This window comes from Rhodanobacter sp. Root179 (assembly GCF_001428465.1).
Taxonomy (GTDB): Bacteria; Pseudomonadota; Gammaproteobacteria; order Xanthomonadales; family Rhodanobacteraceae; genus Rhodanobacter.
On the sequence record NZ_LMHR01000075.1, the window covers coordinates 1 to 21,327 of the forward strand.

A 21,327-nucleotide genomic window follows, 5' to 3' on the forward strand; every position below is an offset into this window, starting at 1 on the left:
CCACGCAAAGAGAAAGTGACTCGGTCGCCGAAGGCGATCGACCGCTCTGCACTTGAGCTCTTGCTTCTAAGCGCATCGGGGGCAAACGCGAGAAAAGAATTTGCCCTCCGAAGGAGGACGAAAACCCATCACTCTGAAAGCAACGAAACGCGCCGCGCAGCGGACAATCCGCCAGCGCTACTTCGCCACCTGATCAAACTTGCGGATGAAATCCCGCACCTGCGGGTACACCGTTTCGCGCCAGCGGCGGCCGCTGAAGATGCCGTAGTGGCCAGCGCCTTCGATCACCCGGTGGGCGCGGCGTTTGGCCGGGATGCTGCTGCACAGATCGTGCGCCGCTTCGGTCTGGCCCAGGCCGGAGATGTCGTCCAGCTCGCCTTCGATGGTGAGCAGGGCGCTGTGCCTGATCGCCGAGGGATCGACCCGTTCGCCGGCCACGTCCCACAGGCCGCGCGGCAGCAGGAACTGCTGGAACACCTTCTCGATGGTGTCGAGGTAGAACGCCGCCGGCATGTCCAGCACGGCGTTGTATTCGTCGTAGAACTTGCGGTGCGCTTCGGCATCGTCCTGGTCGCCGCGCAGCAGGTCCTGGTAGAAATCCCAGTGCGAGGTCATGTGGCGGCCGGGATTCATCGCGATGAAGCCGGCGTGCTGCAGGAAACCGGGATAGACCTCGCGTCCGCGGCCGGGATAATTCGGCGGCACGGTGTGGATCACGTTGCCCTTGAACCATGACAGCGGTCGCTGGGTGGCCAGGTTGTCGACGCTGGTGGGGCTGCGCCGGGGGTCGATCGGGCCGCCCATCATGGTCAGGCTGCGCGGGGTGTCCTCGCCGCGCGCGGCCATCAGCGACACCGCCGCCAGCACCGGCACGGTCGGCTGGCAGACCGAGATCACGTGCAGGGTAGAGGCGCCGATGTGGCGGATGAAATCCTCGACGTAGGCGATGTAGTCGTCCAGCCCAAAGCTGCCGTCGGCCGCCGGCACCATGCGTGCGTCGACCCAGTCGGTGATGTACACCTTGTGGTCGCGCAGCAGGGTGCGCACGGTGTCGCGCAGCAGGGTGGAGTGATGGCCGGACAGCGGAGCCACCACCAGCACCACCGGATCGTTCTTCATCTTCTCGATGGTCGACGGATCGTCGCTGAAACGCTTGAAGCGCTTGAGCTGGCAGAACGGCTTGGCCAGCGCGACCCGCTCGATCACCGCGATCTCGTGGTCATGCGCGGTGACGCTGTGGATGCCGAACTCCGGCTTCTCGTAATCCTTGCCCAGCCGGTGCATCAGCTCGTAACCGGCGGCCAGCCGCTGCGCGCCCGGCACCTGGGCGAACGGGCTGCTGGTGTCGTTGAGCATGTTCGCGCTGGCCTGCGCGAAGTGGCTCAGCGGGCCGAGGAACGCGCGTTGCCATTCGTGGATCTGATAGAGCATCGAAGGGGGATTGCCGGAACGAAAGCCGCCATCTTAGCGCCGTTTTGGCGGTGCGTGTTGCGATGCCGCAGCGGCGGCTCCCAATCCAATCAGTGGCTTGGCGCTGCCGCTGGCCGATACGTGCAGCGCAGCAGCACCTCGTCGACGCCATCGGTATCGCCCAGTCCCGCGTGCCATCGCAGCGGTTTCTGGAAGCGCAGCCCGATCGGCATGAAGACCCGGTTGTACCACCACATCGCGCGTTCGCGCTGGTGCGTGAGGTACCACTGGCCCAGCGCCAGCAGGCGTGAGGAGCCTGGTTGCATGCCGTAGACCGCGCTTTGTTCCAGGACGAAACCGTGGGTAGCCAGCCGGACCAGGATTTCCGTCGGTTCGTAGCGCCGGTAATGGCCCACGAACTCGTCGAAGGCGGTCCACGCCTGCGGATGCAGCGGCACCGACAGCAGCACGCTGGCGCCCGGTGCGGCGACGCGGGCCAGTTCGGCCAGCGCGCCGTCGTCATCGGCGACGTGTTCGAGGATGTCGAGCGCGCAGATCAGGTCGAAACTGGCGTCGGCGCAGGGCAGCTGGCCGATCATCCCGTGGATGGCGTTGCCGCCGCCGGCGCGCAGCCGGCGCAGCGCGGCGTGGCTGAGATCGACGAAACAGGTGCCGGCCAGCGGCAGTCGCGGGCGCAGGCCCGGCGCCACTTCCAGCCGGCGCGGCGCGGCGTCGGCCAGCTCGCGCGACAGCGGCCAGGTATTGAAACGTTCCGGCCCGATCAGCCTGGCCGCGGACCACAGCGATTCGTAGAAGCCGCGGTTGATGCGGACCAGGTCGGCATCGCTGCGGCTGGTGTCGGCTTGGCTTCGGGTCATCGGCGGATTGAACCTTTCCCGGGCTGAGCAAGGCGTGAAGCCGGACGCTGCTGCCTCAATCGAGCCGACGCACTTCGGTGCCGGCCGCAAAATCGTGCACGGCGCGCCGGCGGCGATCGAACAGCGCCACGGCAAACCAGCCTGCCCACACCACCAGCAGCGTCCACAGCGTGGTGCGCAGGCCGAACGCGGGCGCCAGCAGCAGCAGCACCATCGGCGCGCCGGCCACCAGCAGGCGGATCACCGCCTGCTGCAGGGTCACCGTGCCGCCATCGTCGCGGGTCACCCGGATGCGCCACGGGCGCATGCCCACGGTCTGCCCGCCGCGCCGCCACGAGCTGATGAAGTACGCCGCCACCACCAGGCCCTGCAGGCACTGGTACCAGAGCGGCACCACGGTTCTCGCGCCGGTGGTGATCAGCTTGCCGCCGGTGGCGAGCTGGCACAGCAGGCCCACCACCATCACGATCGCCACCACGATCAGCAGGTCGTAGACCAGCGCCAGCAGGCGGCGCCACAGCGGGCAGGGAGCGGGGGTGGCGGTGGAATCTGCGGGCATCGTGTCCGGTCGCTTGCGTCGGGCGCGCGCAATGGCCAGCATCGTGCGCATGGAGAAGGAAATGATCCGCGACAGTATCGCCGAAGCCGACCGCCGCAGCATCGCTGCGTTCGTCGAGCGGGTGTGGTCGGAGGACGGCCTGGCCGATCGCACGCTGGAAGCGTATCGGCGCGACCTGGAATCGCTGGCCGCATGGCTGGCCAGCCACGGTCGCGAGCTGGCCACGGCGCGACGCGAGGACATTTCCGCCTATCACGGCAGCCAGGCGGTGGCGGTGCGATCGCTGGCGCGGCGGCAGTCGGCGTTCCGCCGCTACTACGCGTTCCGGGTCCGCAACGAGCCTGGCTTCGCCGATCCCACCTTGCTGATCGAACGTCCGAAACTGCCGCGCAGCCTGCCCAAGGCGCTGGCCGAGCGCGAGATCGACGGCCTGCTGCAGGCGCCGGACAGCTCCACCATGCTGGGCCTGCGCGATCGCGCGATGCTGGAACTGATGTACGCCTCCGGCCTGCGCGTATCCGAGCTGGTCGAATTGCCGCTGGCCGCGCTGAACCCGCGCCAGGGCGTGCTGCGGGTGACCGGCAAGGGCGGCAAGGACCGCCTGGTGCCGGTCGGCGAAGAGGCGCTGGCACACATCGGCAAGTACCTGGCCGATGTCCGTCCGGCACTGGCGAAGGGGCGACAGCCCGCGGCGCTGTTCCTCAGCCAGCGCGGCGAGGGCATGACCCGGCAGATGTTCTGGACCCTGGTGAAGCGCTACGCGCTGCGCATCGGCATCAACCCGAAACGCATCTCGCCCCACGTGCTGCGCCACTCCTTCGCCACCCACCTGCTCAACCACGGCGCCGACCTGCGCGCCCTGCAGATGCTGCTGGGCCACAGCTCGCTCAGCACCACCCAGATCTACACACTGGTGGCGAAGGAGGGGTTGAAGCGGCTGCATGCGCAGCATCACCCGCGGGGGTGATGGCGGGGTGGGTGAGAGGCCCTGGTCGGTAGGGTGCAATGGCGGCGCGCCGGCGTGGCTGGCTGCCGGGAAAATCCCGGCTCAACCCCGGCCCTGGCATTCCGTCGCACATCCCCGGACGAGCCCTCGGCCTGTGCGAGAATGGGCGATACCGTCGATCCCCGCGACGGATCGATGAACGAGGCTGGTGATGCTGAAGAATCTTGTGTTGGCGCTGTGCCTGGGTGGTCTTTCGCTGAGTGCCTGCGCCGTGCAGAACGAGCCGGCGGCGGCCGCCACCGCCGCGGTGACGCCGGCCGTGCGCGAGATGGTGCAGAAGGCGATCCGCAGTCTGGCGCCGAACATCAACGTGGACGTGATCGAGCCGGCGCCGATGCCGGGTTTCTACCAGGTGATCGCCTCGGGTCAGATGCTCTACATCAGCGCCGACGGCAAGTACATGATGCACGGCGACCTGATCGACCTGGGCCGCAAGCAGAATGCCAGCGATGACGCCTGGGCGCGCTTCCGCAAGGCCGAGCTGGCCAAGGTGCCGGAGTCCGAGCGCATCGTCTATGCGCCGGCCAACCCGAAGTACACGATCTCCGTGTTCACCGACGTCAATTGCGGCTTCTGCCGTGCGCTGCATGAACACATCGCGGACTTCAACAAGGAAGGCATCGCGGTGGAATACCTGGCCTGGCCGCGCGAAGGCCTGGTGACCACGGCCGGTGGCCCCACGCCGACCTATACCGAAATGGTGTCGGTGTGGTGCGCCAGGGATCGCAAGGCCGCGTTCACCGCGGCCAAGCAGGGGCGCCCGCCCGCGCCGACGACCTGCGTCAACCCGGTCAAGGACCAGTTCAACCTGGGCGTGAGGCTGGGTGTCAACGGCACCCCGGCGATCTACGGCCCGGACGGCCGCACCCTGGGCGGCTACGTGACGCCCGAACAGCTGCTGCAGGCGTTGAAGCAGGGCGGCTGATACTCGCCTCGCTCCCTCCTCCGCAAGGCGGGGGAGGGGCGAATGTTTGATGCCCTGCCTTGCTCCCTCCCCTGCGCAGCAGGGGAGGGCTGGGGTGGGGTGCTCTTTGCGGCAGGATCAAGCGACCCTCCTAATCTCCCCCTGCGCGAAGGGAGGGAGGGCAAAAGCCAGGGGCGCGGCTTTGCTGGGACGGCTTGGGTAGCCGGGGCTACCCCCTCCCAACCTCCCCCTGCGAGCAGGGGGAGGGGCGAATGTGTCTTCGGCGTAGCCGAAGACGGCTTGAGCTGGAAGGGGTGTCTTCGGCGTAGCCGAAGACGGCTTGAGCTAGAATGGGCAATTCCCTCGCATAGCTTCGTTCCCCGCATGATCGCACTCGACGGGCAGAACGCCCTCTCGCCGTTCCGCCTCGAACGCCTCAATGCCCACCTTGATGCCCTGCATCATGGCGTGCGCGTGCAGGCGTCGTGGTTCGTCCATTTCATCGATGCCGACACCGCGCCCGCCGGCGAGCTGCGCCAGCGGCTGCTGGCCGTGCTGGAGGCGAAGGACGCCGCGCCGGAGCCGGCCACGCTGTGGGTGGTGCCGCGGCTGGGCACGATTTCGCCGTGGTCGAGCAAGGCCACCGACATCCTGCATGGCGCCGGTTTCGATGTGCGTCGCGTGGAACGGGGGCAGGCCTGGCTGGTCGCCGGGCTGCCACCAGAGGACGCGCCGGATCACGCCGCGATCCTGGCGGTGCTGCATGACGCGATGACGCAGTCGGTGCTGGCCCGCATCGACGACGCGCAGGGCCTGTTCCTGGCCGGGACGCCGGGCGACCTGGTGCACGTCACGCTCGGTGCCGATCCGCAGGCCGCCCTGGCCGAGGCGAACCGGCGGCTGGGCCTGGCGCTGGCCGACGACGAGATCGAGTACCTGGTCGATCGCTACGCCGAGCTGGGCCGCGATCCCACCGACGCCGAACTCTTCATGTTCGCCCAGGCCAACTCCGAGCATTGCCGGCACAAGGTGTTCAACGCCAGCTGGACGGTGGATGGCGAGGAACAGGACAAGAGCCTGTTCGGCATGATCAAGCACACCCACCAGCAGTCGCCCGCGCATACGCTGTCCGCCTATTCGGACAATGCGGCGGTGATCGAGGGCAGCACCGGCCGCCGCTTCTTCGCCGATCCGGCCGATCGCGTGTGGCGCGGCCACGAGGAACGCATCGACTTCGCGATCAAGGTGGAAACGCACAACCATCCCACCGCGATCGCGCCGTGGCCCGGTGCCGCCACCGGCGCCGGTGGCGAGATCCGCGACGAGGGCGCGACCGGTCGCGGCGGCAAGCCGAAGGCCGGCCTCACCGGCTTTTCGGTCTCCGACCTGCGCATTCCCGGCCATCCGCAGCCGTGGGAAGTGCAGCGGCCGCTGCCGCCGCGCATGGCCAGCGCGTTCGAGATCATGCGCGACGGCCCGCTGGGCGCGGCCGCGTTCAACAACGAGTTTGGCCGTCCCTGTCTGGGTGGCTATTTCCGCAGCTATGAAGCCGAGCTGCCCGGCCAGCCCGGCTTCCGCCGCGGCTACGACAAGCCGATCATGCTGGCCGGCGGCCTGGCCAATCTGCGCGCGGGCCACGTGCTGAAGCGCCCGGTGCAGCCGGGCAACAAGGTGATCGTGCTGGGCGGCCCGGCGATGCTGATCGGCCTGGGCGGTGGCGCGGCCTCGTCGGTGGCCGGCGGCGCGTCGAGCGCGGAGCTGGACTTCGCCTCGGTGCAGCGCGACAACGCCGAGATGGAGCGGCGCTGCCAGGAAGTGATCGACGCCTGCTGCGCCCGCGGCGACGCCAATCCGATCGTCAGCGTGCACGACGTCGGCGCCGGCGGCCTCTCCAACGCGATCCCCGAGCTGCTCAACGACGCCAGCGTCGGCGGCGTGATCGACCTGTCGAAGATCCCCTGCGACGACCCCTCGCTGTCGCCGATGCAGGTGTGGAGCAACGAGTCGCAGGAACGCTACGTGCTCGCCATCGCGCCGGAAAACCTCGCGGAATTCGAGGCCATGTGCCAGCGCGAACGCTGCCCGTACGCCGTCGTCGGTGACGCCACTGCCGAGCGCCAGCTGGTGCTGACCGATCCGCGGCGCGAGCTGACCGTGATCGATCTGCCGATGGACGTGTTGTTCGGCAAGCCGCCGCGGATGCATCGCGATGCGAAGCGGGTCAAGCCACGCGTCGACCTGGTGCCGGACCTGTCCGGCGTGGGCATGGACGAGGCCCTGCTGCGCGTGTTGCGCCTGCCCACCGTGGGCAGCAAGAGCTTCCTGATCAACATCGGCGACCGCACCGTCGGCGGCCTCAATCATCGTGATCCGATGGTCGGCCCGTGGCAGGTGCCGGTGGCCGATTGCGCGGTGACCATGGCCGACTTCGACGGCTACGCCGGCGAGGCGATGGCGATGGCCGAACGCGCGCCGGTGGCCGTGCTGAACAGCGCCGATGCGGCGCGGCTGGCGGTGGGCGAGGCGATCACCAACCTCGCCGCCGCGTCGATCGCCAACCTCGGCGACATTCGCCTGTCGGCGAACTGGATGGCCGCGGTGAATCATCCGGGCGAAGACGCCGCGCTGTTCGACGCGGTCAAGGCAGTGGGCATGGAACTGTGCCCGGCGCTGGACATCTCGATCCCGGTGGGCAAGGACTCGCTGTCGATGCAGACCGTGTGGCACGACGGCCAGACCGACCAGCGCACGGTGTCGCCGGTGTCGCTGGTGATCACCGGCTTCGCCCGCGTCACCGACGTGCGCCGCACGCTCACGCCGCAACTGCGGCTGGATCGCGGCCATTCAGAGTTGTGGCTGATCGATCTGGGCGCGGGCCGCGATCGCCTCGGCGGTTCCTGCCTGACCCAGGTGTTCAACCGTTCCGGTGGCGTGCCGCCGGACCTGGATGATCCGAAACGCCTCAAGGCACTGTTCGAGCTGATCCAGGAAGCGAACGCCGCCGGCATTCTGCTGGCCTATCACGACCGTTCCGACGGCGGCGTCATCACCACTCTGATGGAGATGGCCTTCGCCGGCCACTGCGGCCTGGAAATCCATCTGGACGGCTGGGCCGAGGCGACCCTGCGCGCGCTGTTCAACGAGGAGCTCGGCGCGGTGGTGCAGGTCGCCGAGGCCAACCGCGAGGCGTTCGAGGCGCTGCTGGTGAAGTACGGCCTGGCCGGCATCAGCTACCGCATCGGGCGGCCCAAGGAAAAGCTGGGCATCAAGCTGTTCCTCGGCGGCGACACCTTGTTCAAGTGGAACTGGAGCACGCTGTTCAAGGCGTGGAACGAGACCAGCCACGCGATGCAGCGCCAGCGCGACAACCCGCAAAGCGCGGACGCCGAGCTGGAATGGCGGATGGACGATGCCGATCCGGGCATCAGCCCGAAGCTCGGCTTCGATCCGGCGCAGAACGTGGCAGCGCCGTTCATCGCCAGCGGCGAGCGTCCGCGCATCGCGATCCTGCGCGAGCAGGGCGTCAACGGCCAGGTGGAAATGTCGGCGGCCTTCACCCGCGCCGGCTTCGACGCGGTCGACGTGCACATGTCCGACCTGGCCAGCGGGCGGGTGAAGCTGGCGGACTTCCGCGGCTTCGCGGCCTGCGGCGGTTTCTCCTACGGCGACGTGCTCGGTGCCGGTCGCGGCTGGGCCACCTCGATCCTCTACAACGAGATGCTGCGCGAGCAGTTCAGCGCGTTCTTCGCCGACCCGACCAAGTTCGCGCTGGGCGTGTGCAACGGTTGCCAGATGCTGTCGCAGCTGAAGGAGATCATCCCCGGCGCCCAGCACTGGCCGAAGTTCCTGCGCAACGCGTCGGAACAGTACGAGTCGCGCCTGGTCACGCTGGAGATCCTCGACACGCCGAGCCTGTTCTTCAAGGGCATGGCCGGTTCGCGGATTCCGGTGGCGGTGGCGCACGGCGAAGGCCGGGTCAGTTTCCCGCACGCCTGCAGTCCGTCCAAGTCGAACGGCGCGGTGCGCTTCGTCGACAACCGCGGCAAGCCGACCGAGAGCTTCCCGCTCAACACCAACGGTTCGCCCGGTGGCCTGGCCGGCTTCACCGCCGCCGATGGCCGCGTGACGATCATGATGCCGCACCCCGAGCGCGTGTTCCGCACGGCACAGCTGAGCTGGCATCCGGACGGCTGGGGCGAGGATTCCCCGTGGATGCGCATGTTCCGCAACGCGCGCGTGTGGTGCGGCTGAAGCTCCTGCGGTTGACGAGGCGCTGAGCGATGGCCCGGCGCCGCTGGCCCGCGTCGCGTGCGTTGCTGTCGGTCGCGGCATGGATGGCGTTGCTGGCGGTGTTGCCGTGGTGGCTGGGCCTGCCGTTGCTGCTGTCGCTCGCCGCCTCGACGGTGTTGCTGCAACATCGCCTGACCGGTACGCACGCCGCGATGATCCGTCGCGCGCTGCGCTGGGGATTGCCCGGCATGTTGTTCGCGCTGCAGCGCAGCCTGGGTGGCGACGTGCTGGCCTGGGGCGCGGCCCTGCTCGGCGCGCTGGCCGGCTACACCCTGCTGGCGGGCCTTGAGGCCTGGCTCGATCGCGAGCTGCGGCGTGCACCGCCGGCGCTGCCATCGCCCGAATGGCCGGAACTGGCGCTGGCGCCCAGCGGACCGCCGGCGCGGATCATCGAGTTGCAGCCGGTGCGCTGGCAGGCCGTCGTCGATCGTCCGCCCGATCCGCTGGGCGGCAACGTGGTGTGCAGCGATGGCTACTGCCGGCTCGCCACCGGCGAGTGCATCGATGACGTGGGCGACGCGATCGCCTTCAGCGTGTCCGGTCGCTGGCTGGTGGCGCGCCTGCGCGACGAACGCTCGCTGCTGTTGTGGGATCGCCAGCGCGATCGGCGATACCGGTTGCGGCGCTGGCAACTGGCTGGCTGGGACGGCGAGCAGCCCTGGCTGAGCCGTGGCGACGACGCGATGCCGCTGGCCTTGCCCGCCGTGCTCGGCAGGGACGACAACGAAGGCTGAGGTCGGAGTCGTGCGATGTCGACGCTTCGAGGTTTTACGTTCACGCGTCACCGCGCATACTTGCCGAATGGATACCCCTGCATTCCATCGCTCGCCGTTCACGCTGCCGCTCAGCGTGGTCGTGGTATCCGCCGACAGCGGTCCGGCCCTGCGCGAATGCGTGCGCAGCATTCTGGCCAGTTCGCAGGCGCTGGAGCTGCTGCTGATCGACAACGACTCGCACGACGGCGTGCCCGAGGCGATCGAGCGCGCGCATGCGCACGACAACCGGCTCAAGGTGATCTACAACCACCGCAACCTCGGCTTCGGCCCCGCGGTGAACCTCGCCTCGCAACAGGCGCAGGGCGATGCGCTGCTGGTGCTCAATCCCGACTGCATGCTGCGCGACGGCGACCTGCAGCGACTGGTCGGCCTGCTGGCCGGCAAGCCGAAGGTGGGATTGATCGGCGCGGTGGTCTGTGATGCCGAGGGTCGCGCCGATCCGGCGTCCTGGCGGCGTGATCCGCTGCTGCAGCGCTCGCTCAACAGCCTGCTCAACCGGGCCGGCGAGAAGGTCAACGTGGACGAGGAGATCCCGCCCCGGCTGATCGAGGCCGAAGCGGTGTCCGGCGCGCTGATGCTGATGCCGCGCGCGCTGTTCCGCCGGATGGGCGGTTTCGACGAAGACTACTTCCTGCACTGCGAGGACCTGGACCTGTGCCGGCGCGTGCGCGACATCGGCTACCAGGTGCTGCTGGCCGGCGACATCCGGATACACCACGGCAAGGGCAGCTCCAGCCGGCACCGCCCAGTGTTCGTCAGCCGGCACAAGCATCGGGGCATGTGGCAGTGGTTCCGTAAGCACGACCCGGCGGCCGACAACCGGCTGGTATCGGTGACCGTGTGGCTGGGCATCTGGACCCACTTCCTGCTGCAGATTCCCGGGCAGCTGTGGCGGTTGCTGCTGCTGAAGGCCCGCCGCCGGCCGCCGCCGGTCGACAACGAGTAGGCCGCGACACCGCGCGCCGGTTGCGCTAACTTGCCCGCCTCACTGCCCGGCCGCCTTCCCGATGTCCGTCATCCACCGCCGCCTCACCACGCTGGCCACGCTCGGCCTCATCGCGATGACCGCCGTGTGGGGCTCGACCTTCGTGCTGATCAAGGACGTGGTCGGGCGCATGCCGGTGGCGGACTTCCTCGCCGTGCGTTTCGCCATCGCCGCGGCGGCGATGCTGGTGTTGTTCGCCCGGCCGGTGTGGCGGCTGGGTCGACGCCAGGTGCTGCGCGGCCTGCTGCTGGGCCTGGTCTACGGTTGCGGCCAGCTGCTGCAGACCTGGGGCCTGTCGCTGATCGCGCCCAGCGTCAGCGGTTTCGCCACCGGCATGTATGTGGTGTTCACGCCGGTCCTGGCGATGCTGCTGCTGGGCCAGCGCATGGCCGGCATCGTGTGGCTGGCGGTGGCGCTGTCCACGCTGGGACTTGGCCTGCTGTCGTTGAACGGGGTGTCGGTGGATCTCGGCGTGTGGCTGACCCTGGCCTCGGCCGCGCTGTACGCGCTGCACATCGTGCTGCTCGGCCAGTGGTCGCGACCGGGCGAGGCGTTCGGCCTGTCAGCGGTGCAGATGGTCGCGATCGCGGTGGTCTGCCTGCTCGCCACCGTGCCGCATGGGCCGGTGCTGCCACCCGATCGCAGCGCGTGGCTGGCCATCCTGTACATGGCGTTGATCGCCGGCGCCGGCGCGATGCTGATGCAGACCTGGGCGCAGTCGCACCTGCCGGCTGCCCGCGCCGCGATCGTGATGACCACCGAGCCGGTGTTCGCCGCCGCGTTCGCGGTGTTGCTGGGTGTCGACGCGCTCAGCTGGCGCATGGCCGTCGGCGGCGGGCTGATCCTGGCCGCGATGTACTTGGTGGAACTGATGCCGCGGCGGCAGGGCGAGGCGCTGCCAGCCGAGGCGGTCCATCACGAAGTCTAGGCGCGCGCTTTCGGCGTGCGCGGCTGCAGCGCGATGCGCACCAGGTAGATGATGATCACCACGTTGCCGAGCAGGGTGGCCAGCTTCAGCCAGCCGAAGTGGTACAGCGTCTCGTACAGTTCCAGCGGAATCAGCGAGCCGGTGGCGATCACGGTGAACCATTCGGCCCAGTGCTTGCCCAGCCACAGGCCCACGCCCTCGATCGCGAACAGCACCGCGTAGCCCAGCGCCACCGCGCCGACCGCCACGAACCTGCTGGGGCCGAAATCCTGCAGCACCTCCACCAGCTTCCAGCGCAGGCCATTGCTGTCGGCCAGCGAAAGATGCTCCAGCCAGTGCACCAGCCGGTCGAAATTCTGCTCGTGGTAGAAGTGGAAGGCGGCCATCGCCACCAGCAGCAGGCAGACGGTCTTGACCATCTCGTAGATGGCGATGATGCGCAGGCCGGCGTGATGCTGTGACGGCGTGGCGGAAGGCGCGGGATGCTTGCGTGGGAACATGGAGGCCAGGCGGTACAGGCAATCCGCCCATTGTCCTCGCCTGGGCCGGGATCGCCAGTGCGCTTTGGCACGGCGATCACCGGGAGAGCCTCAGGATTGCGGCGGAATCAGCAGCAGCGCCCGCCGCCGCCCTTGTAGCGGGCTTCCTGCCGTTCGCGGAAGAACTCGCCGTAGCTGGGCACCTTGCGCTCGGGATGATGCTCGCGCAGATGCTTCACGTAGACGTCGTAGTCGGGCACGCCGCAGCACAGGCGGGCGGTCTGCACCGCCCACTTGCGCACGGACCGGAAGGTCGCATTCATCTCAGCTGGCCACGCTGGTCAGCGCCACGTACGGTTCCTCGTGCGCGGTCGGGTGATTCGCCTTCCAGCCCCTGACCAGCGCGCGCAGGCAGAACGCCACCATCGCCACGATCAGCAGCATGAACAGGCCGGTCAGCGCCATGTCCACGTAGTTGTTGGTGACGATCTGCTGCATCTCGGCCGGGCTCTTCGCCGGAGCCAGCAACTGGCCCTGCTGCATCGCGGCCGAATACTTGTTGGCGGCGGCGGTGAAGCTGATCGGGCCGCTGAGTTTCTGCCAGCCCGCGGTGAGCGTGCAGATGATCAGCCAGATCGCGGGGATGCCCGGCACCCACACGTAGCGCTCGCGCTTCAGTTTCACCACCACCACGGTGGCCAGCATCAGCGCGATCGCGGCCAGCATCTGGTTGGCGATGCCGAACAGCGGCCACAAGGTGTTGATGCCGCCGAGCGGATCGACCGCACCCTGGTACAGGAAGTAGCCCCAGATGAACACGCAGATCGCGGTGGCCAGCAGGTTGCCGGTCCACGAGTCGGTTTCCTGCAGCGGCTTGTGGATCAGGCCGGCGATCTCCTGGATCATGAAGCGGCCCACGCGAGTACCGGCGTCCACCGTGGTGAGGATGAACAGCGCCTCGAACAGGATCGCGTAGTGGTACCAGAACGCCATCATGCCGCCGCCGGGGATGATGTTGTGCAGCAGCTGGGCCATGCCCACGGCCAGCGTGGGTGCGCCGCCGGCGCGGCTGAGGATGCTGTTCTCGCCGATGTTCTTTGCCGTCTGGATCAATTCGTCCGGGGTCACCACGAAGCCCCACTGGCTGATCGTGGTGGCGGCGTCCTGCACGGTGGTGCCGATGATCGCGCCTGGCGCGTTCATCGCGAAGTACACGCCCGGGTGCAGCGAGGCGGCGGCGACCAGCGCCATGATCGCCACGAGCGCCTCCATCAGCATGCCGCCGTAGCCGACCATGCGCGCCTGGCTTTCGTTGGCCAGCAGCTTGGGCGTGGTGCCCGAGGCGATGATCGAGTGCCAGCCCGATACCGCGCCGCAGGCAATCGTGATGAACAGGAACGGGAACAGGTTGCCGGCGAACACCGGGCCGCTGCCGTCGATGAAGCGCGTCACCGCCGGCATCTGCAGCATCGGCGCGGACAGAAAGATCGCCAGCGCCAGCAGCGCGATGGTACCGATCTTGAGGAAGGTGGACAGGTAATCGCGCGGCGCCAGCAGCAGCCACACGGGCAGCACCGAGGCGCAGAAGCCGTAGCCGATCAGCCACCAGGCCAGCGCCTTGGCGTCGAAGTCGAACAGCGGCGCCAGCGTGGCCGACTCGGCCACGAAGCGGCCGGCCCAGATCGACGCCAGCAGCAACAGCAGGCCGATGATCGACACTTCGAGAATCCTTCCCGGCCGGAACCAGCGCAGATAGACGCCCATCAGCAACGCGATCGGAATGGTGGCGGCCACGGTGAAGGTGCCCCACGGGCTGTGCGTGAGCGCCTTGACCACCACCAGGGCCAGCACCGCCAGCACGATCATCATCAGCACCAGCACGCCGATCATCGCCACCAGGCCGGGTACCGGGCCCAGTTCCTCGCGCAACATGTGGCCCAGCGAGCGGGCATCGCGGCGCAGCGACAGGCCGAGGATCATGAAGTCCTGCACCGCGCCGGCAAACACCACGCCGAACAGGATCCACAAGGTGCCGGGCAGGTAACCCATCTGCGCCGCCAGCACCGGACCCACCAGTGGACCGGCGCCGGCGATGGCGGCGAAGTGGTGGCCAAACACCACCCATTTGTCGGTGGGCACGTAATCGAGGCCGTCATTGCGCAGCACCGAGGGCGGCGCGCGGGTCGGGTCCAGCTTCAGCACCGAGTGCTCGACGAACTTGCCGTAGAAGCGGTAACCGATCACGAAGATCGCGATCGATGCGGCGACCAGCCAGATCGCGTTGATCGGCTCGCCTCGTCGCAGCGCCACCACGCCCAGGCAGAACGCACCCACGATGGCGATAGCGACCCACAATATCTTGCTGGCCGGGCTGGGCTTGGGCATGACGGTGGCTTGCATGGCTGGGCTCTCCTCGGTGGTCGTCCAAGGGTCTGCCCGTCGGGCGGCGGGGTCAATCCCAAAACCCGCAAAGCGGCATTAGCCATTGGTCGAATGGCGCGGCGAAGCCGGTCACGCCATGGCGGCACGGCAGGGCTACACTGGCCGTCCTGCCGACCACAAAGGAATTCGTCATGCGTATCGCCATTCGCCACGGCGTGCTCGGACTGGCTCTCGCCGCAGCGGTGGTGCCGCTGACGGCGATGGGATCCGGCCAGTTCAAGGACCTTCTGAACAAGGTCAAGCAGTCGACGCACACCTCGAACTCGTCGCAGCTGGGCAGCAACCTGCCGAGCAGCGACATCGCCGCCGGCCTCAAGGAAGCGCTGGCCAAGGGCACCACCAATGCGATCAACAGCCTGGGCCGCGACGGTGGCTTCTGGAACAACAACAAGGTGCGCATCCCGTTGCCGGGCAAGCTCGAACAAGCCGGCAAGCTGGCCCGGCAGCTGGGGCAGGGCGCCAAGGTCGACGCGTTCGAGCTGAGCATGAACCGCGCGGCGGAGAAGGCGGTACCGCAGGTGGCGCAGATCTTCGGCGACGCGATCCGCAAGATGACGCTGAGCGACGCGCGCGGCATCCTCACCGGCGGCGACCACGCGGCCACCGACTTCTTCCGTCGCGTCGCCGGCGACGCGCTGACCGCGCGCATCCACCCGATCGTGGCCAACGCCACCGACAGCGTCGGCGTCACCCAGAAGTACAAGTCGTTCACCTCCGGTGGCACAGGTGGCGAGCTGGGCGGGCTGCTCGGTTCGCTCGGTGGCGGCAAGTCGAACAAGGGTGGCAATGCACTGAACCTGGACGATTACGTCACGACGAAAACCCTGGACGGCCTGTTCACCACCATCGGCGAACAGGAACAGTCGATACGGCACAACCCCGGCGCGCGCACCACCGACCTGCTGAAGAAGGTCTTCGGCGGCTGAAGCCGCTTGCGGCTTCAGCAAATCGGTACGGGCTTTGCCTGGCTTTTTGCTATTGAAGCATCGGCATCGCCGCTTGCATCGACATCGCATCGACCACAAATCATCCAGTAACAGCGTTCAAGGCGAGGCTCCCATGATTCGCGAAATCCTGAAAATGGGCGATCCGCGCCTGCTGCGCGTCGCGCCGATCGTACCCGCCGCGATGATCGGCACGGCCGAACTCGATGCGCTGATCGTCGACATGTTCGACACCATGCATGCCGCCGACGGTGTGGGGCTGGCCGCGCCGCAGATCGGTGTCGACCTGCAGCTGGTGATCTTCGGTTTCGACAACAACGAACGCTACCCCGAGGCGCCGGCGGTGCCGCGCACGATCCTGCTCAATCCGGTGATCACGCCGTTGTCGCAGGACATGGAGGAGGGCTGGGAAGGCTGCCTGTCCGTGCCGGGCCTGCGTGGCGCGGTGAACCGCTACAGCCTGATCCGTTACCAGGGCATCGACCCCCAGGGCGAACGCATCGACCGCCGCGCCGAAGGCTTCCACGCCCGCGTGGTGCAGCACGAATGCGACCACCTGATCGGCCGGTTGTATCCGTCGCGCATCACCGACTTCAGCCGCTTCGGCTACACCGACGTGCTGTTCCCCGGGCAGGAGCTGGGAGACGACTGATGAGAGCCATCTGGAACGACGCCGTGCTGGCCGAAACCGACGATACCGTCGTGGTCGAAGGCAATCACTACTTTCCCGCTGCGTCGTTGCAGCATGAATACTTTCGCGAGAGCGATCATCACAGCGTCTGCCCCTGGAAGGGCACGGCCAGCTACTACGACGTGATCGTCGGTGACGCGGTCAATGCGCAGGCCGCATGGTACTACCCGCACCCGAAGGAAGCCGCCGCGCAGATCGCGGGGCGCGTCGCCTTCTGGAAAGGGATACGCGTCATCGACTGAGGTGCAGTTGCCGAGGCCTCGGCGCTCGTCGATGATGCGGCATCGTCTCGATGCGGCTTCATCCATGCAGACCGTGCCAGCCTCTTCCGGAAACGCCTTCGCGGCGACCGGCGCCCGCAACCCCGGCATCGACCTGTTGCGCGGGCTGGCGATCGTGCTGGTGGTGCTCAACCACCTTGGCTTGCGCATCCCGTTGAAGCAGAGTGCGCTGGCCGACGTGCTGCCGGCATGGTTGCTGAGCCGCCTGAACTACAACGGCTACGAGGCTGTGTTCGTGTTCTTCGTGATTTCCGGCTTCCTGATCGCGGGCAATGCGCTGCGCCGCTGGGGCAGCCTGGAGCGGATCGACCTGCGCGCGTTCTACACGCGGCGCTTCGCCCGCATCGTGCCCTGCCTGCTGGCGCTGATCGTGGTGCTCAGCGTACTGCACCTGCTGGGCGTGCAGGATTACGTGATCCATCGCGAGGGCCAGTCGCTGCCGCGGGCGATCTTCGCCGCGCTCGGTCTGCACCTGAACTGGTATGAAGGCCGGACCGGTTACCTGCCCGGCAACTGGGACGTGCTGTGGTCGTTGTCGATCGAGGAAGTGTTCTACATCGGCTTCCCGCTGGTCTGCCTGGCGACGCGCCGGCGTGGGGTGCTGGTGCTGTTGCTGAGCGTACTGGCGCTGTCGATGCCGTGGACGCATGCCGCCTTGCGCGGCAACGAGATCTGGCAGGAGAAGGCGTACCTGCCCGGCATGTCGGCGATCGCCATCGGTGTGCTGGGTGCGCTGCTGGCAGCGCATTGGCGCTTGCCGCCACGGCGCACCAGCGGGTTGCTGGGCTGGCTAGGCGCGATCGGCCTGATCGCGGCAACGATTTACGGGGCCGCGATGTGGCAGCTGTTTCGCGACGGTTATCTGTTGCTGCTGGCGGCTTCGGCGCTGTGCCTGCTGCTGGCCTGCGAGCAGCGCCAGCGGCGCGGCCCGTGGCAACCGTGGCGCAGGCTGGACTGGCTGCGTTCGTGGGGGCGGCTCAGCTACGAGATCTATCTGAGCCACATGTTCGTGGTGTTCGCCGTGGTGCGGATTTTCCGGTTGACTGGCGACGATCCGCGTTGGGGGTGCCTGTGGTACCTGCTGGCGTTGCCGTCATGCTGGCTGCTTGGCAAGGCGGTGGAGCGCTGGCTGTCGCTGCCGTGTGAACGCTGGTTCCGTGCACGGCTGCTGCACCCGCGCGCGGCTGCAGGCGCACCGGTGGCGATGGCGGTCGACTGAGAGGTTGTGATTTTTTCAACCTCGGAGCCCGGCCAGGACTGGCCGGGCGCGGATCAGTCACGCAAGTGACTGATCCGCGTGAGCACGTCCGGGCATGTACCGGACGTACGACAGAAGAAAACCACAGGAAGTGGTTTTCTTCACAAGTTCTGAGCGCTTGTCGGACGCCGGCATGTGAACTTCATGATGCGGGCCGCGCCAGGCTGGCGTCATGCGGCGTGGTCGCGGCGGGAAACGCGTTCCTTGCCGCAGCGCGCCCGTGGCTGTTCAGGTGTGCGCGGGTGTGGACGCCATCTTGACCACGCCCCCTGTAGCTTCGGGAAGTGCAGCGCTTGCCGCCGCGGACAGGTTGCGCCCGACCCGACGCTGCATGGCACGAAGAACGCTCCCGGGCGAGCTGCAGGACGTCCGGCCGGAAGAAAGAGAGCTCTGGAACATCGGCAACATGAACCATGCCAAGCCACCACCGTCACGCCACATAGTCGATTGGGATCATCCCGATCTGAAGCCCCTGCTCGACAGGACGGCGGGATGGGGTCTGGATCATCGGGGCGTGTTCGAGCCCGTTCCGTGCGAACTGCACGTGGGCTGGGGGGCGGCGGTTGGCCGTCCCGCGTCGGTGATGTACGAAGGCGATGGCGTGCTGGTGATCGCGGCGAACTTCGCCATTGCTCCGGCGGAGAATGTCCGGATCGACTACCTGCAGGCCGGCCGCATGCGCTCGCGTTGGGGTGTCATGGTCGAAGGCCGCGCCGGGCGTCGCGCCGAAGATGCCGAAAACGGCACCCGGGTGTACTGGGTGCACATGCGCTGAGCTTGCGGCGATGACGCGCGAAGCTCGGGTGGCGAATCTGCGAGCCGTCCATGGCCCGCCTGTCGCGTTGCTCAGTGCTTTTTGGCCTGCGCGGCCTGTTCCTTCTCCGCGGCGGCCTTCGCCGATGCGGCATCATCGAACTGCCACGCCGGCTTGTTGGCGTCATCGAGGTTCAGTTGTGCGCGCGCAAGTCCATCCGTGCCGTTGAACTGGACATGGGCGGTTTTGGCATCGGTACCCATTTCAAAGGCCGGTCCCCGGGCCTTGGGGTCGCCGTAGTTGATGTACATCCCGGCGAAATTGTCCTGGTCGTCCACCATCAGGCCGATGGCCTCGTACGGGGGCGTGGCCCGATCGAGCGCGATGCCGACGCGTCCGGTGCCCATCGAAGCCATGCCGCCGCGCTCGCTGCCCTTGGTGTCGTAAAGCGTCATGCCGTAGTTGTTGTCGTCGCCCCGGCGCTTGTAGGTCTTGCCATCGATATGCAGGGTCGGGGTTTGCCCGACCGCGAGACGGTCGGCGCCGGTCTTGCCGAGGAAGATGATGCCGTCCGAAGCATCGTCCTTGCGGGTGCGGTCCTTGCTGGCCGGCACCGGTGCGCCGATCAGGATGCGATCGTGGCCCTGGGCATCGGTGATCACCAGGCCCTGCGTGCGGATGATCGCGTCGGGCTTGGCCGGCGCCTCCGGTTTGCGCAGCAGGGACATGGCGGCCAGGGCAATCACCGCCAGCAGGGCGACGATCACCAGTACACGCAAACGGGCCACTTCATGTTGCAGGCGATTCCAGTCTTCCATGCGGATGTCGTTCTGGTCAGACATGCGTTGTGTTCCTTGTGGGTAAGGGGCTGCGCGATGTGGCGACAGGTGGCCGGTCATCGGCAGATGCCAAGACTACAGCGCTCGCGAACGTCGGGCGCCATCGGAAAACATCGCAGGAAGATGCGATGGCGTAGAGTGGGTCGGGGGCGGAATCCCGCCCGGGAGAATTCTGGTGAAAAAAGAAGATGAAACGCACATGCAGATCGTGTCTGCGGACATCAGTTCGGAGTCGCTGACCGGCATGGTTATCTTCCGGCCGCATTGCGTGTCGCGCGCGGGACGCAATCTGGCCGAGGTGGGCAAGAGTGGCAACTGGTATGCCTTGCGGCCGGCCGAGGTGCGCAGCTTTGCGCGTGCGTTGCTCGATGCGGCGGACGCGCTCGACCTGAAGACGAAGATGCAGCACGCGGCGAAGTCCGCCGCGGTGTGACGCATGCGCCGGCGACGCGCCGGCGCATGCCTCATTCAATCGTGCCGATGACGATTGATGGTGTCGCGCAGTTCGCTGGCGGCGGCACGCGCGGCGAGCGCGAAGTCCTCGCCATCTCCCGCATACAGGATCGCCCGCGACGAGCTGATCATCAGACCCGCGCCATCGCCCGTGCGGCCATGGCGCAGCACCGCTTCCACATCGCCGCCCTGGGCGCCGATGCCCGGTACCAGCAGTGGCATGTCGCCGACCGCCGCACGCACCTTGCCCAGTTCTTCCGGCCAGGTGGCGCCGGTGACCAGGGCGCAGTTGCCGTTCGCGTTCCAGTCGCGGGCGATGGTCTCGGCCACACGCAGATAGAGCGGTAGCCCACTGCAATCTAGCGCCTGGAAATCCGCGCCGCCCGGATTGGACGTGCGGCAGAGCAGGATCACGCCCTTGTCGGCGCGATCGAGAAACGGCTGGATCGAATCGCGACCCATGTATGGGTTCAAGGTCACCGCGTCGGCACCGAAGCGCTCGAAGGCTTCGCTGACGTAATGCTGCGCGGTGCTGCCGATGTCGCCGCGCTTGGCGTCGAGGATCACCGGCACGCCGGGATGCTTTGCGTGGATATGCGCGATCAGCCGTTCCAGCGTGTCCTCGGCGCGCAGCGCGGCGAAGTGCGCGATCTGCGGCTTGAACGCGCAGACCAGGTCGGCGGTGGCGTCGACGATGCTCCGGCAAAATTCGAACACTGCGTCAGGCGTGTCGCGCAGGTGTGCGGGAAATTTCGTCGGTTCCGGATCGATGCCCACGCAGACCAGGGTGCCATGTTCGTCCCAACGCCGCCGCAGGGTGTCTTGGAAGCGCATGGCGTGGATCTCCGGTGAAAAGTGGTCGTGTAGTTTAGCGAAGCGCATTCGGTCACGTGCGTCGCCTCGCGTTCCCTGTCGCGTCGACGCCTCGCGCAAATCATGGACATCGCTTCGCGCCGGGCGGTGGCGTGCATGTGTACGGCGTTGCCCTGGCTGGCGTTGCGCAGGCGTGAAAGGGGTTAGCCCCCATCCGGGTGCCGGGCAGAACAGGCGCCGGAGCGCTCATCCTGTGCGAAACCGATGCCCGAGCGACTTGTGGTGGCCGTCTCCTCGAGATGCCGCCTACCCGGGCTTGCTCATGGCTTTTTTTGCGCCGCAGCGTGACATCTCGCGTCTTCGGCGCACTAATTTGTCGCAAGGGACTTAGATCGATCCAAATCAAGTGATTCCAGGTCATGTCGCGGTGCGAATGATCCGGACGAATTGATCGGATCAAGGCAGGGAGGAGCAGCGGCGGACAATCGTGCCGAGCCGTCCCTGTTCCAGGCAAACAGCGACGTGCCGCTTTGGCGGCACACGATCCGGGCACTCTCGAAAGTGCGTCCAAGACCTTGAAAGCGCAGGCCACCGTCAAGTCGACAACCCGTTTTGATGGTCAAAATTTAGATCGATC

20 protein-coding genes are annotated in these 21,327 nt (G+C 67.4%); 12 read left to right on the forward strand and 8 right to left on the reverse strand.

The window, feature by feature from the left end:
* Positions 1-177 precede the first annotated feature (177 nt).
* The 3 genes from phaZ to ASD82_RS08825 all read right to left on the reverse strand — a co-directional run bounded on the left by phaZ (position 178) and on the right by ASD82_RS08825 (position 2,847).
* Positions 178-1,431 carry a polyhydroxyalkanoate depolymerase gene (gene phaZ / locus ASD82_RS08815; protein ID WP_056717462.1) on the reverse strand — a complete coding sequence of 418 codons (1,254 nt, stop codon included), beginning with the start codon at positions 1,429-1,431 and terminating at the stop codon, positions 178-180.
* A gap of 89 nt (positions 1,432-1,520) precedes the next feature.
* Complete coding sequence (locus ASD82_RS08820; RefSeq protein WP_056717463.1) at positions 1,521-2,288, reverse strand: methyltransferase domain-containing protein; 768 nt, start codon at positions 2,286-2,288, stop codon at positions 1,521-1,523.
* A gap of 55 nt (positions 2,289-2,343) precedes the next feature.
* Entirely contained in the window at positions 2,344-2,847 is a 504-nt protein-coding gene (locus tag ASD82_RS08825; RefSeq protein WP_056717534.1) for an RDD family protein, read from the reverse strand.
* A 49-nt stretch (positions 2,848-2,896) separates the two neighbouring features.
* Between ASD82_RS08825 and xerD the strand changes: the two genes are divergently transcribed.
* The 6 genes from xerD (at position 2,897) to ASD82_RS08855 (ending at position 11,736) form a co-directional block, all read left to right on the forward strand.
* Positions 2,897-3,814, forward strand: a complete 918-nt coding sequence (xerD, locus tag ASD82_RS08830; RefSeq protein WP_056717535.1) for a site-specific tyrosine recombinase XerD — start codon at positions 2,897-2,899, stop codon at positions 3,812-3,814.
* 193 nt (positions 3,815-4,007) lie between these two features.
* Positions 4,008-4,778 (forward strand): DsbC family protein, encoded by a 771-nt coding sequence (locus ASD82_RS08835; RefSeq protein ID WP_200950263.1) that lies wholly within the window; start codon positions 4,008-4,010, stop codon positions 4,776-4,778.
* A gap of 363 nt (positions 4,779-5,141) precedes the next feature.
* Positions 5,142-9,008 carry a phosphoribosylformylglycinamidine synthase gene (gene purL / locus ASD82_RS08840; RefSeq protein WP_056717465.1) on the forward strand — a complete coding sequence of 1,289 codons (3,867 nt, stop codon included), beginning with the start codon at positions 5,142-5,144 and terminating at the stop codon, positions 9,006-9,008.
* Between the two features lie 29 nt (positions 9,009-9,037).
* A complete protein-coding gene (locus tag ASD82_RS08845; protein WP_056717466.1) occupies positions 9,038-9,781 on the forward strand; it encodes a hypothetical protein in 744 nt (247 codons plus the stop codon).
* Positions 9,782-9,848: 67 nt separating this feature from the next.
* Complete coding sequence (locus ASD82_RS08850; protein ID WP_056717467.1) at positions 9,849-10,769, forward strand: glycosyltransferase family 2 protein; 921 nt, start codon at positions 9,849-9,851, stop codon at positions 10,767-10,769.
* Between the two features lie 70 nt (positions 10,770-10,839).
* Positions 10,840-11,736, forward strand: a complete 897-nt coding sequence (locus tag ASD82_RS08855) for a DMT family transporter (protein WP_056717536.1) — start codon at positions 10,840-10,842, stop codon at positions 11,734-11,736.
* On the opposite strand, the gene ASD82_RS08860 is transcribed toward ASD82_RS08855, so the two are convergent.
* From ASD82_RS08860 to ASD82_RS08870, 3 genes are all read right to left on the reverse strand, one after another.
* Complete coding sequence (locus tag ASD82_RS08860; RefSeq protein WP_056717468.1) at positions 11,733-12,236, reverse strand: DUF2127 domain-containing protein; 504 nt, start codon at positions 12,234-12,236, stop codon at positions 11,733-11,735. The two genes, ASD82_RS08855 and ASD82_RS08860, sit on opposite strands and share 4 nt — an antisense overlap.
* Before the next feature lie 107 nt (positions 12,237-12,343).
* Positions 12,344-12,538: a YbdD/YjiX family protein gene (locus ASD82_RS08865; protein WP_056717469.1), complete on the reverse strand. Its 195-nt coding sequence runs from the start codon at positions 12,536-12,538 to the stop codon at positions 12,344-12,346.
* 1 nt (position 12,539) lies between these two features.
* Positions 12,540-14,615: a carbon starvation CstA family protein gene (locus ASD82_RS08870; RefSeq protein ID WP_056717470.1), complete on the reverse strand. Its 2,076-nt coding sequence runs from the start codon at positions 14,613-14,615 to the stop codon at positions 12,540-12,542.
* A gap of 173 nt (positions 14,616-14,788) precedes the next feature.
* Between ASD82_RS08870 and ASD82_RS08875 the strand changes: the two genes are divergently transcribed.
* From ASD82_RS08875 to ASD82_RS08895, 5 genes are all read left to right on the forward strand, one after another.
* Positions 14,789-15,583 (forward strand): DUF4197 domain-containing protein, encoded by a 795-nt coding sequence (locus ASD82_RS08875; protein WP_056717471.1) that lies wholly within the window; start codon positions 14,789-14,791, stop codon positions 15,581-15,583.
* 133 nt (positions 15,584-15,716) lie between these two features.
* On the forward strand, positions 15,717-16,253 hold the full coding sequence (def, locus tag ASD82_RS08880; protein WP_056717472.1) for a peptide deformylase: 537 nt from the start codon (positions 15,717-15,719) through the stop codon (positions 16,251-16,253).
* Positions 16,253-16,534 (forward strand): DUF427 domain-containing protein, encoded by a 282-nt coding sequence (locus ASD82_RS08885; RefSeq protein WP_157599232.1) that lies wholly within the window; start codon positions 16,253-16,255, stop codon positions 16,532-16,534. Before def ends, ASD82_RS08885 begins: the two co-directional genes overlap by 1 nt.
* A gap of 64 nt (positions 16,535-16,598) precedes the next feature.
* On the forward strand, positions 16,599-17,792 hold the full coding sequence (locus ASD82_RS08890; RefSeq protein WP_056717473.1) for an acyltransferase: 1,194 nt from the start codon (positions 16,599-16,601) through the stop codon (positions 17,790-17,792).
* A gap of 295 nt (positions 17,793-18,087) precedes the next feature.
* Positions 18,088-18,606: a hypothetical protein gene (locus ASD82_RS08895; protein WP_235580673.1), complete on the forward strand. Its 519-nt coding sequence runs from the start codon at positions 18,088-18,090 to the stop codon at positions 18,604-18,606.
* 71 nt (positions 18,607-18,677) lie between these two features.
* On the opposite strand, the gene ASD82_RS08900 is transcribed toward ASD82_RS08895, so the two are convergent.
* Positions 18,678-19,427: a hypothetical protein gene (locus ASD82_RS08900; RefSeq protein ID WP_056717475.1), complete on the reverse strand. Its 750-nt coding sequence runs from the start codon at positions 19,425-19,427 to the stop codon at positions 18,678-18,680.
* A 196-nt stretch (positions 19,428-19,623) separates the two neighbouring features.
* On the opposite strand from ASD82_RS08900, the gene ASD82_RS08905 reads away from it, so the two are divergent.
* Entirely contained in the window at positions 19,624-19,857 is a 234-nt protein-coding gene (locus tag ASD82_RS08905; protein ID WP_056717476.1) for a hypothetical protein, read from the forward strand.
* Positions 19,858-19,892: 35 nt separating this feature from the next.
* On the opposite strand, the gene pyrF is transcribed toward ASD82_RS08905, so the two are convergent.
* On the reverse strand, positions 19,893-20,711 hold the full coding sequence (gene pyrF, locus ASD82_RS08910) for an orotidine-5'-phosphate decarboxylase (protein WP_056717477.1): 819 nt from the start codon (positions 20,709-20,711) through the stop codon (positions 19,893-19,895).
* Positions 20,712-21,327 lie beyond the last annotated feature (616 nt).

Coding starts and splice junctions, on each gene's coding strand:
- ASD82_RS08885 (WP_157599232.1), top strand. CDS start 16,253: ATGAGAGCCATCTGGAACGACGCCGTGCTGGCCGAAACCGACGATACC.
- ASD82_RS08850 (WP_056717467.1), top strand. CDS start 9,849: ATGGATACCCCTGCATTCCATCGCTCGCCGTTCACGCTGCCGCTCAGC.
- phaZ (WP_056717462.1), bottom strand. CDS start 1,431: ATGCTCTATCAGATCCACGAATGGCAACGCGCGTTCCTCGGCCCGCTG.
- purL (WP_056717465.1), top strand. CDS start 5,142: ATGATCGCACTCGACGGGCAGAACGCCCTCTCGCCGTTCCGCCTCGAA.
- ASD82_RS08900 (WP_056717475.1), bottom strand. CDS start 19,427: ATGTCTGACCAGAACGACATCCGCATGGAAGACTGGAATCGCCTGCAA.
- def (WP_056717472.1), top strand. CDS start 15,717: ATGATTCGCGAAATCCTGAAAATGGGCGATCCGCGCCTGCTGCGCGTC.
- ASD82_RS08870 (WP_056717470.1), bottom strand. CDS start 14,615: ATGCAAGCCACCGTCATGCCCAAGCCCAGCCCGGCCAGCAAGATATTG.
- pyrF (WP_056717477.1), bottom strand. CDS start 20,711: ATGCGCTTCCAAGACACCCTGCGGCGGCGTTGGGACGAACATGGCACC.
- xerD (WP_056717535.1), top strand. CDS start 2,897: ATGGAGAAGGAAATGATCCGCGACAGTATCGCCGAAGCCGACCGCCGC.
- ASD82_RS08820 (WP_056717463.1), bottom strand. CDS start 2,288: ATGACCCGAAGCCAAGCCGACACCAGCCGCAGCGATGCCGACCTGGTC.
- ASD82_RS08865 (WP_056717469.1), bottom strand. CDS start 12,538: ATGAATGCGACCTTCCGGTCCGTGCGCAAGTGGGCGGTGCAGACCGCC.
- ASD82_RS08875 (WP_056717471.1), top strand. CDS start 14,789: ATGCGTATCGCCATTCGCCACGGCGTGCTCGGACTGGCTCTCGCCGCA.
- ASD82_RS08845 (WP_056717466.1), top strand. CDS start 9,038: ATGGCCCGGCGCCGCTGGCCCGCGTCGCGTGCGTTGCTGTCGGTCGCG.
- ASD82_RS08905 (WP_056717476.1), top strand. CDS start 19,624: ATGCAGATCGTGTCTGCGGACATCAGTTCGGAGTCGCTGACCGGCATG.
- ASD82_RS08825 (WP_056717534.1), bottom strand. CDS start 2,847: ATGCCCGCAGATTCCACCGCCACCCCCGCTCCCTGCCCGCTGTGGCGC.
- ASD82_RS08860 (WP_056717468.1), bottom strand. CDS start 12,236: ATGTTCCCACGCAAGCATCCCGCGCCTTCCGCCACGCCGTCACAGCAT.
- ASD82_RS08890 (WP_056717473.1), top strand. CDS start 16,599: ATGCAGACCGTGCCAGCCTCTTCCGGAAACGCCTTCGCGGCGACCGGC.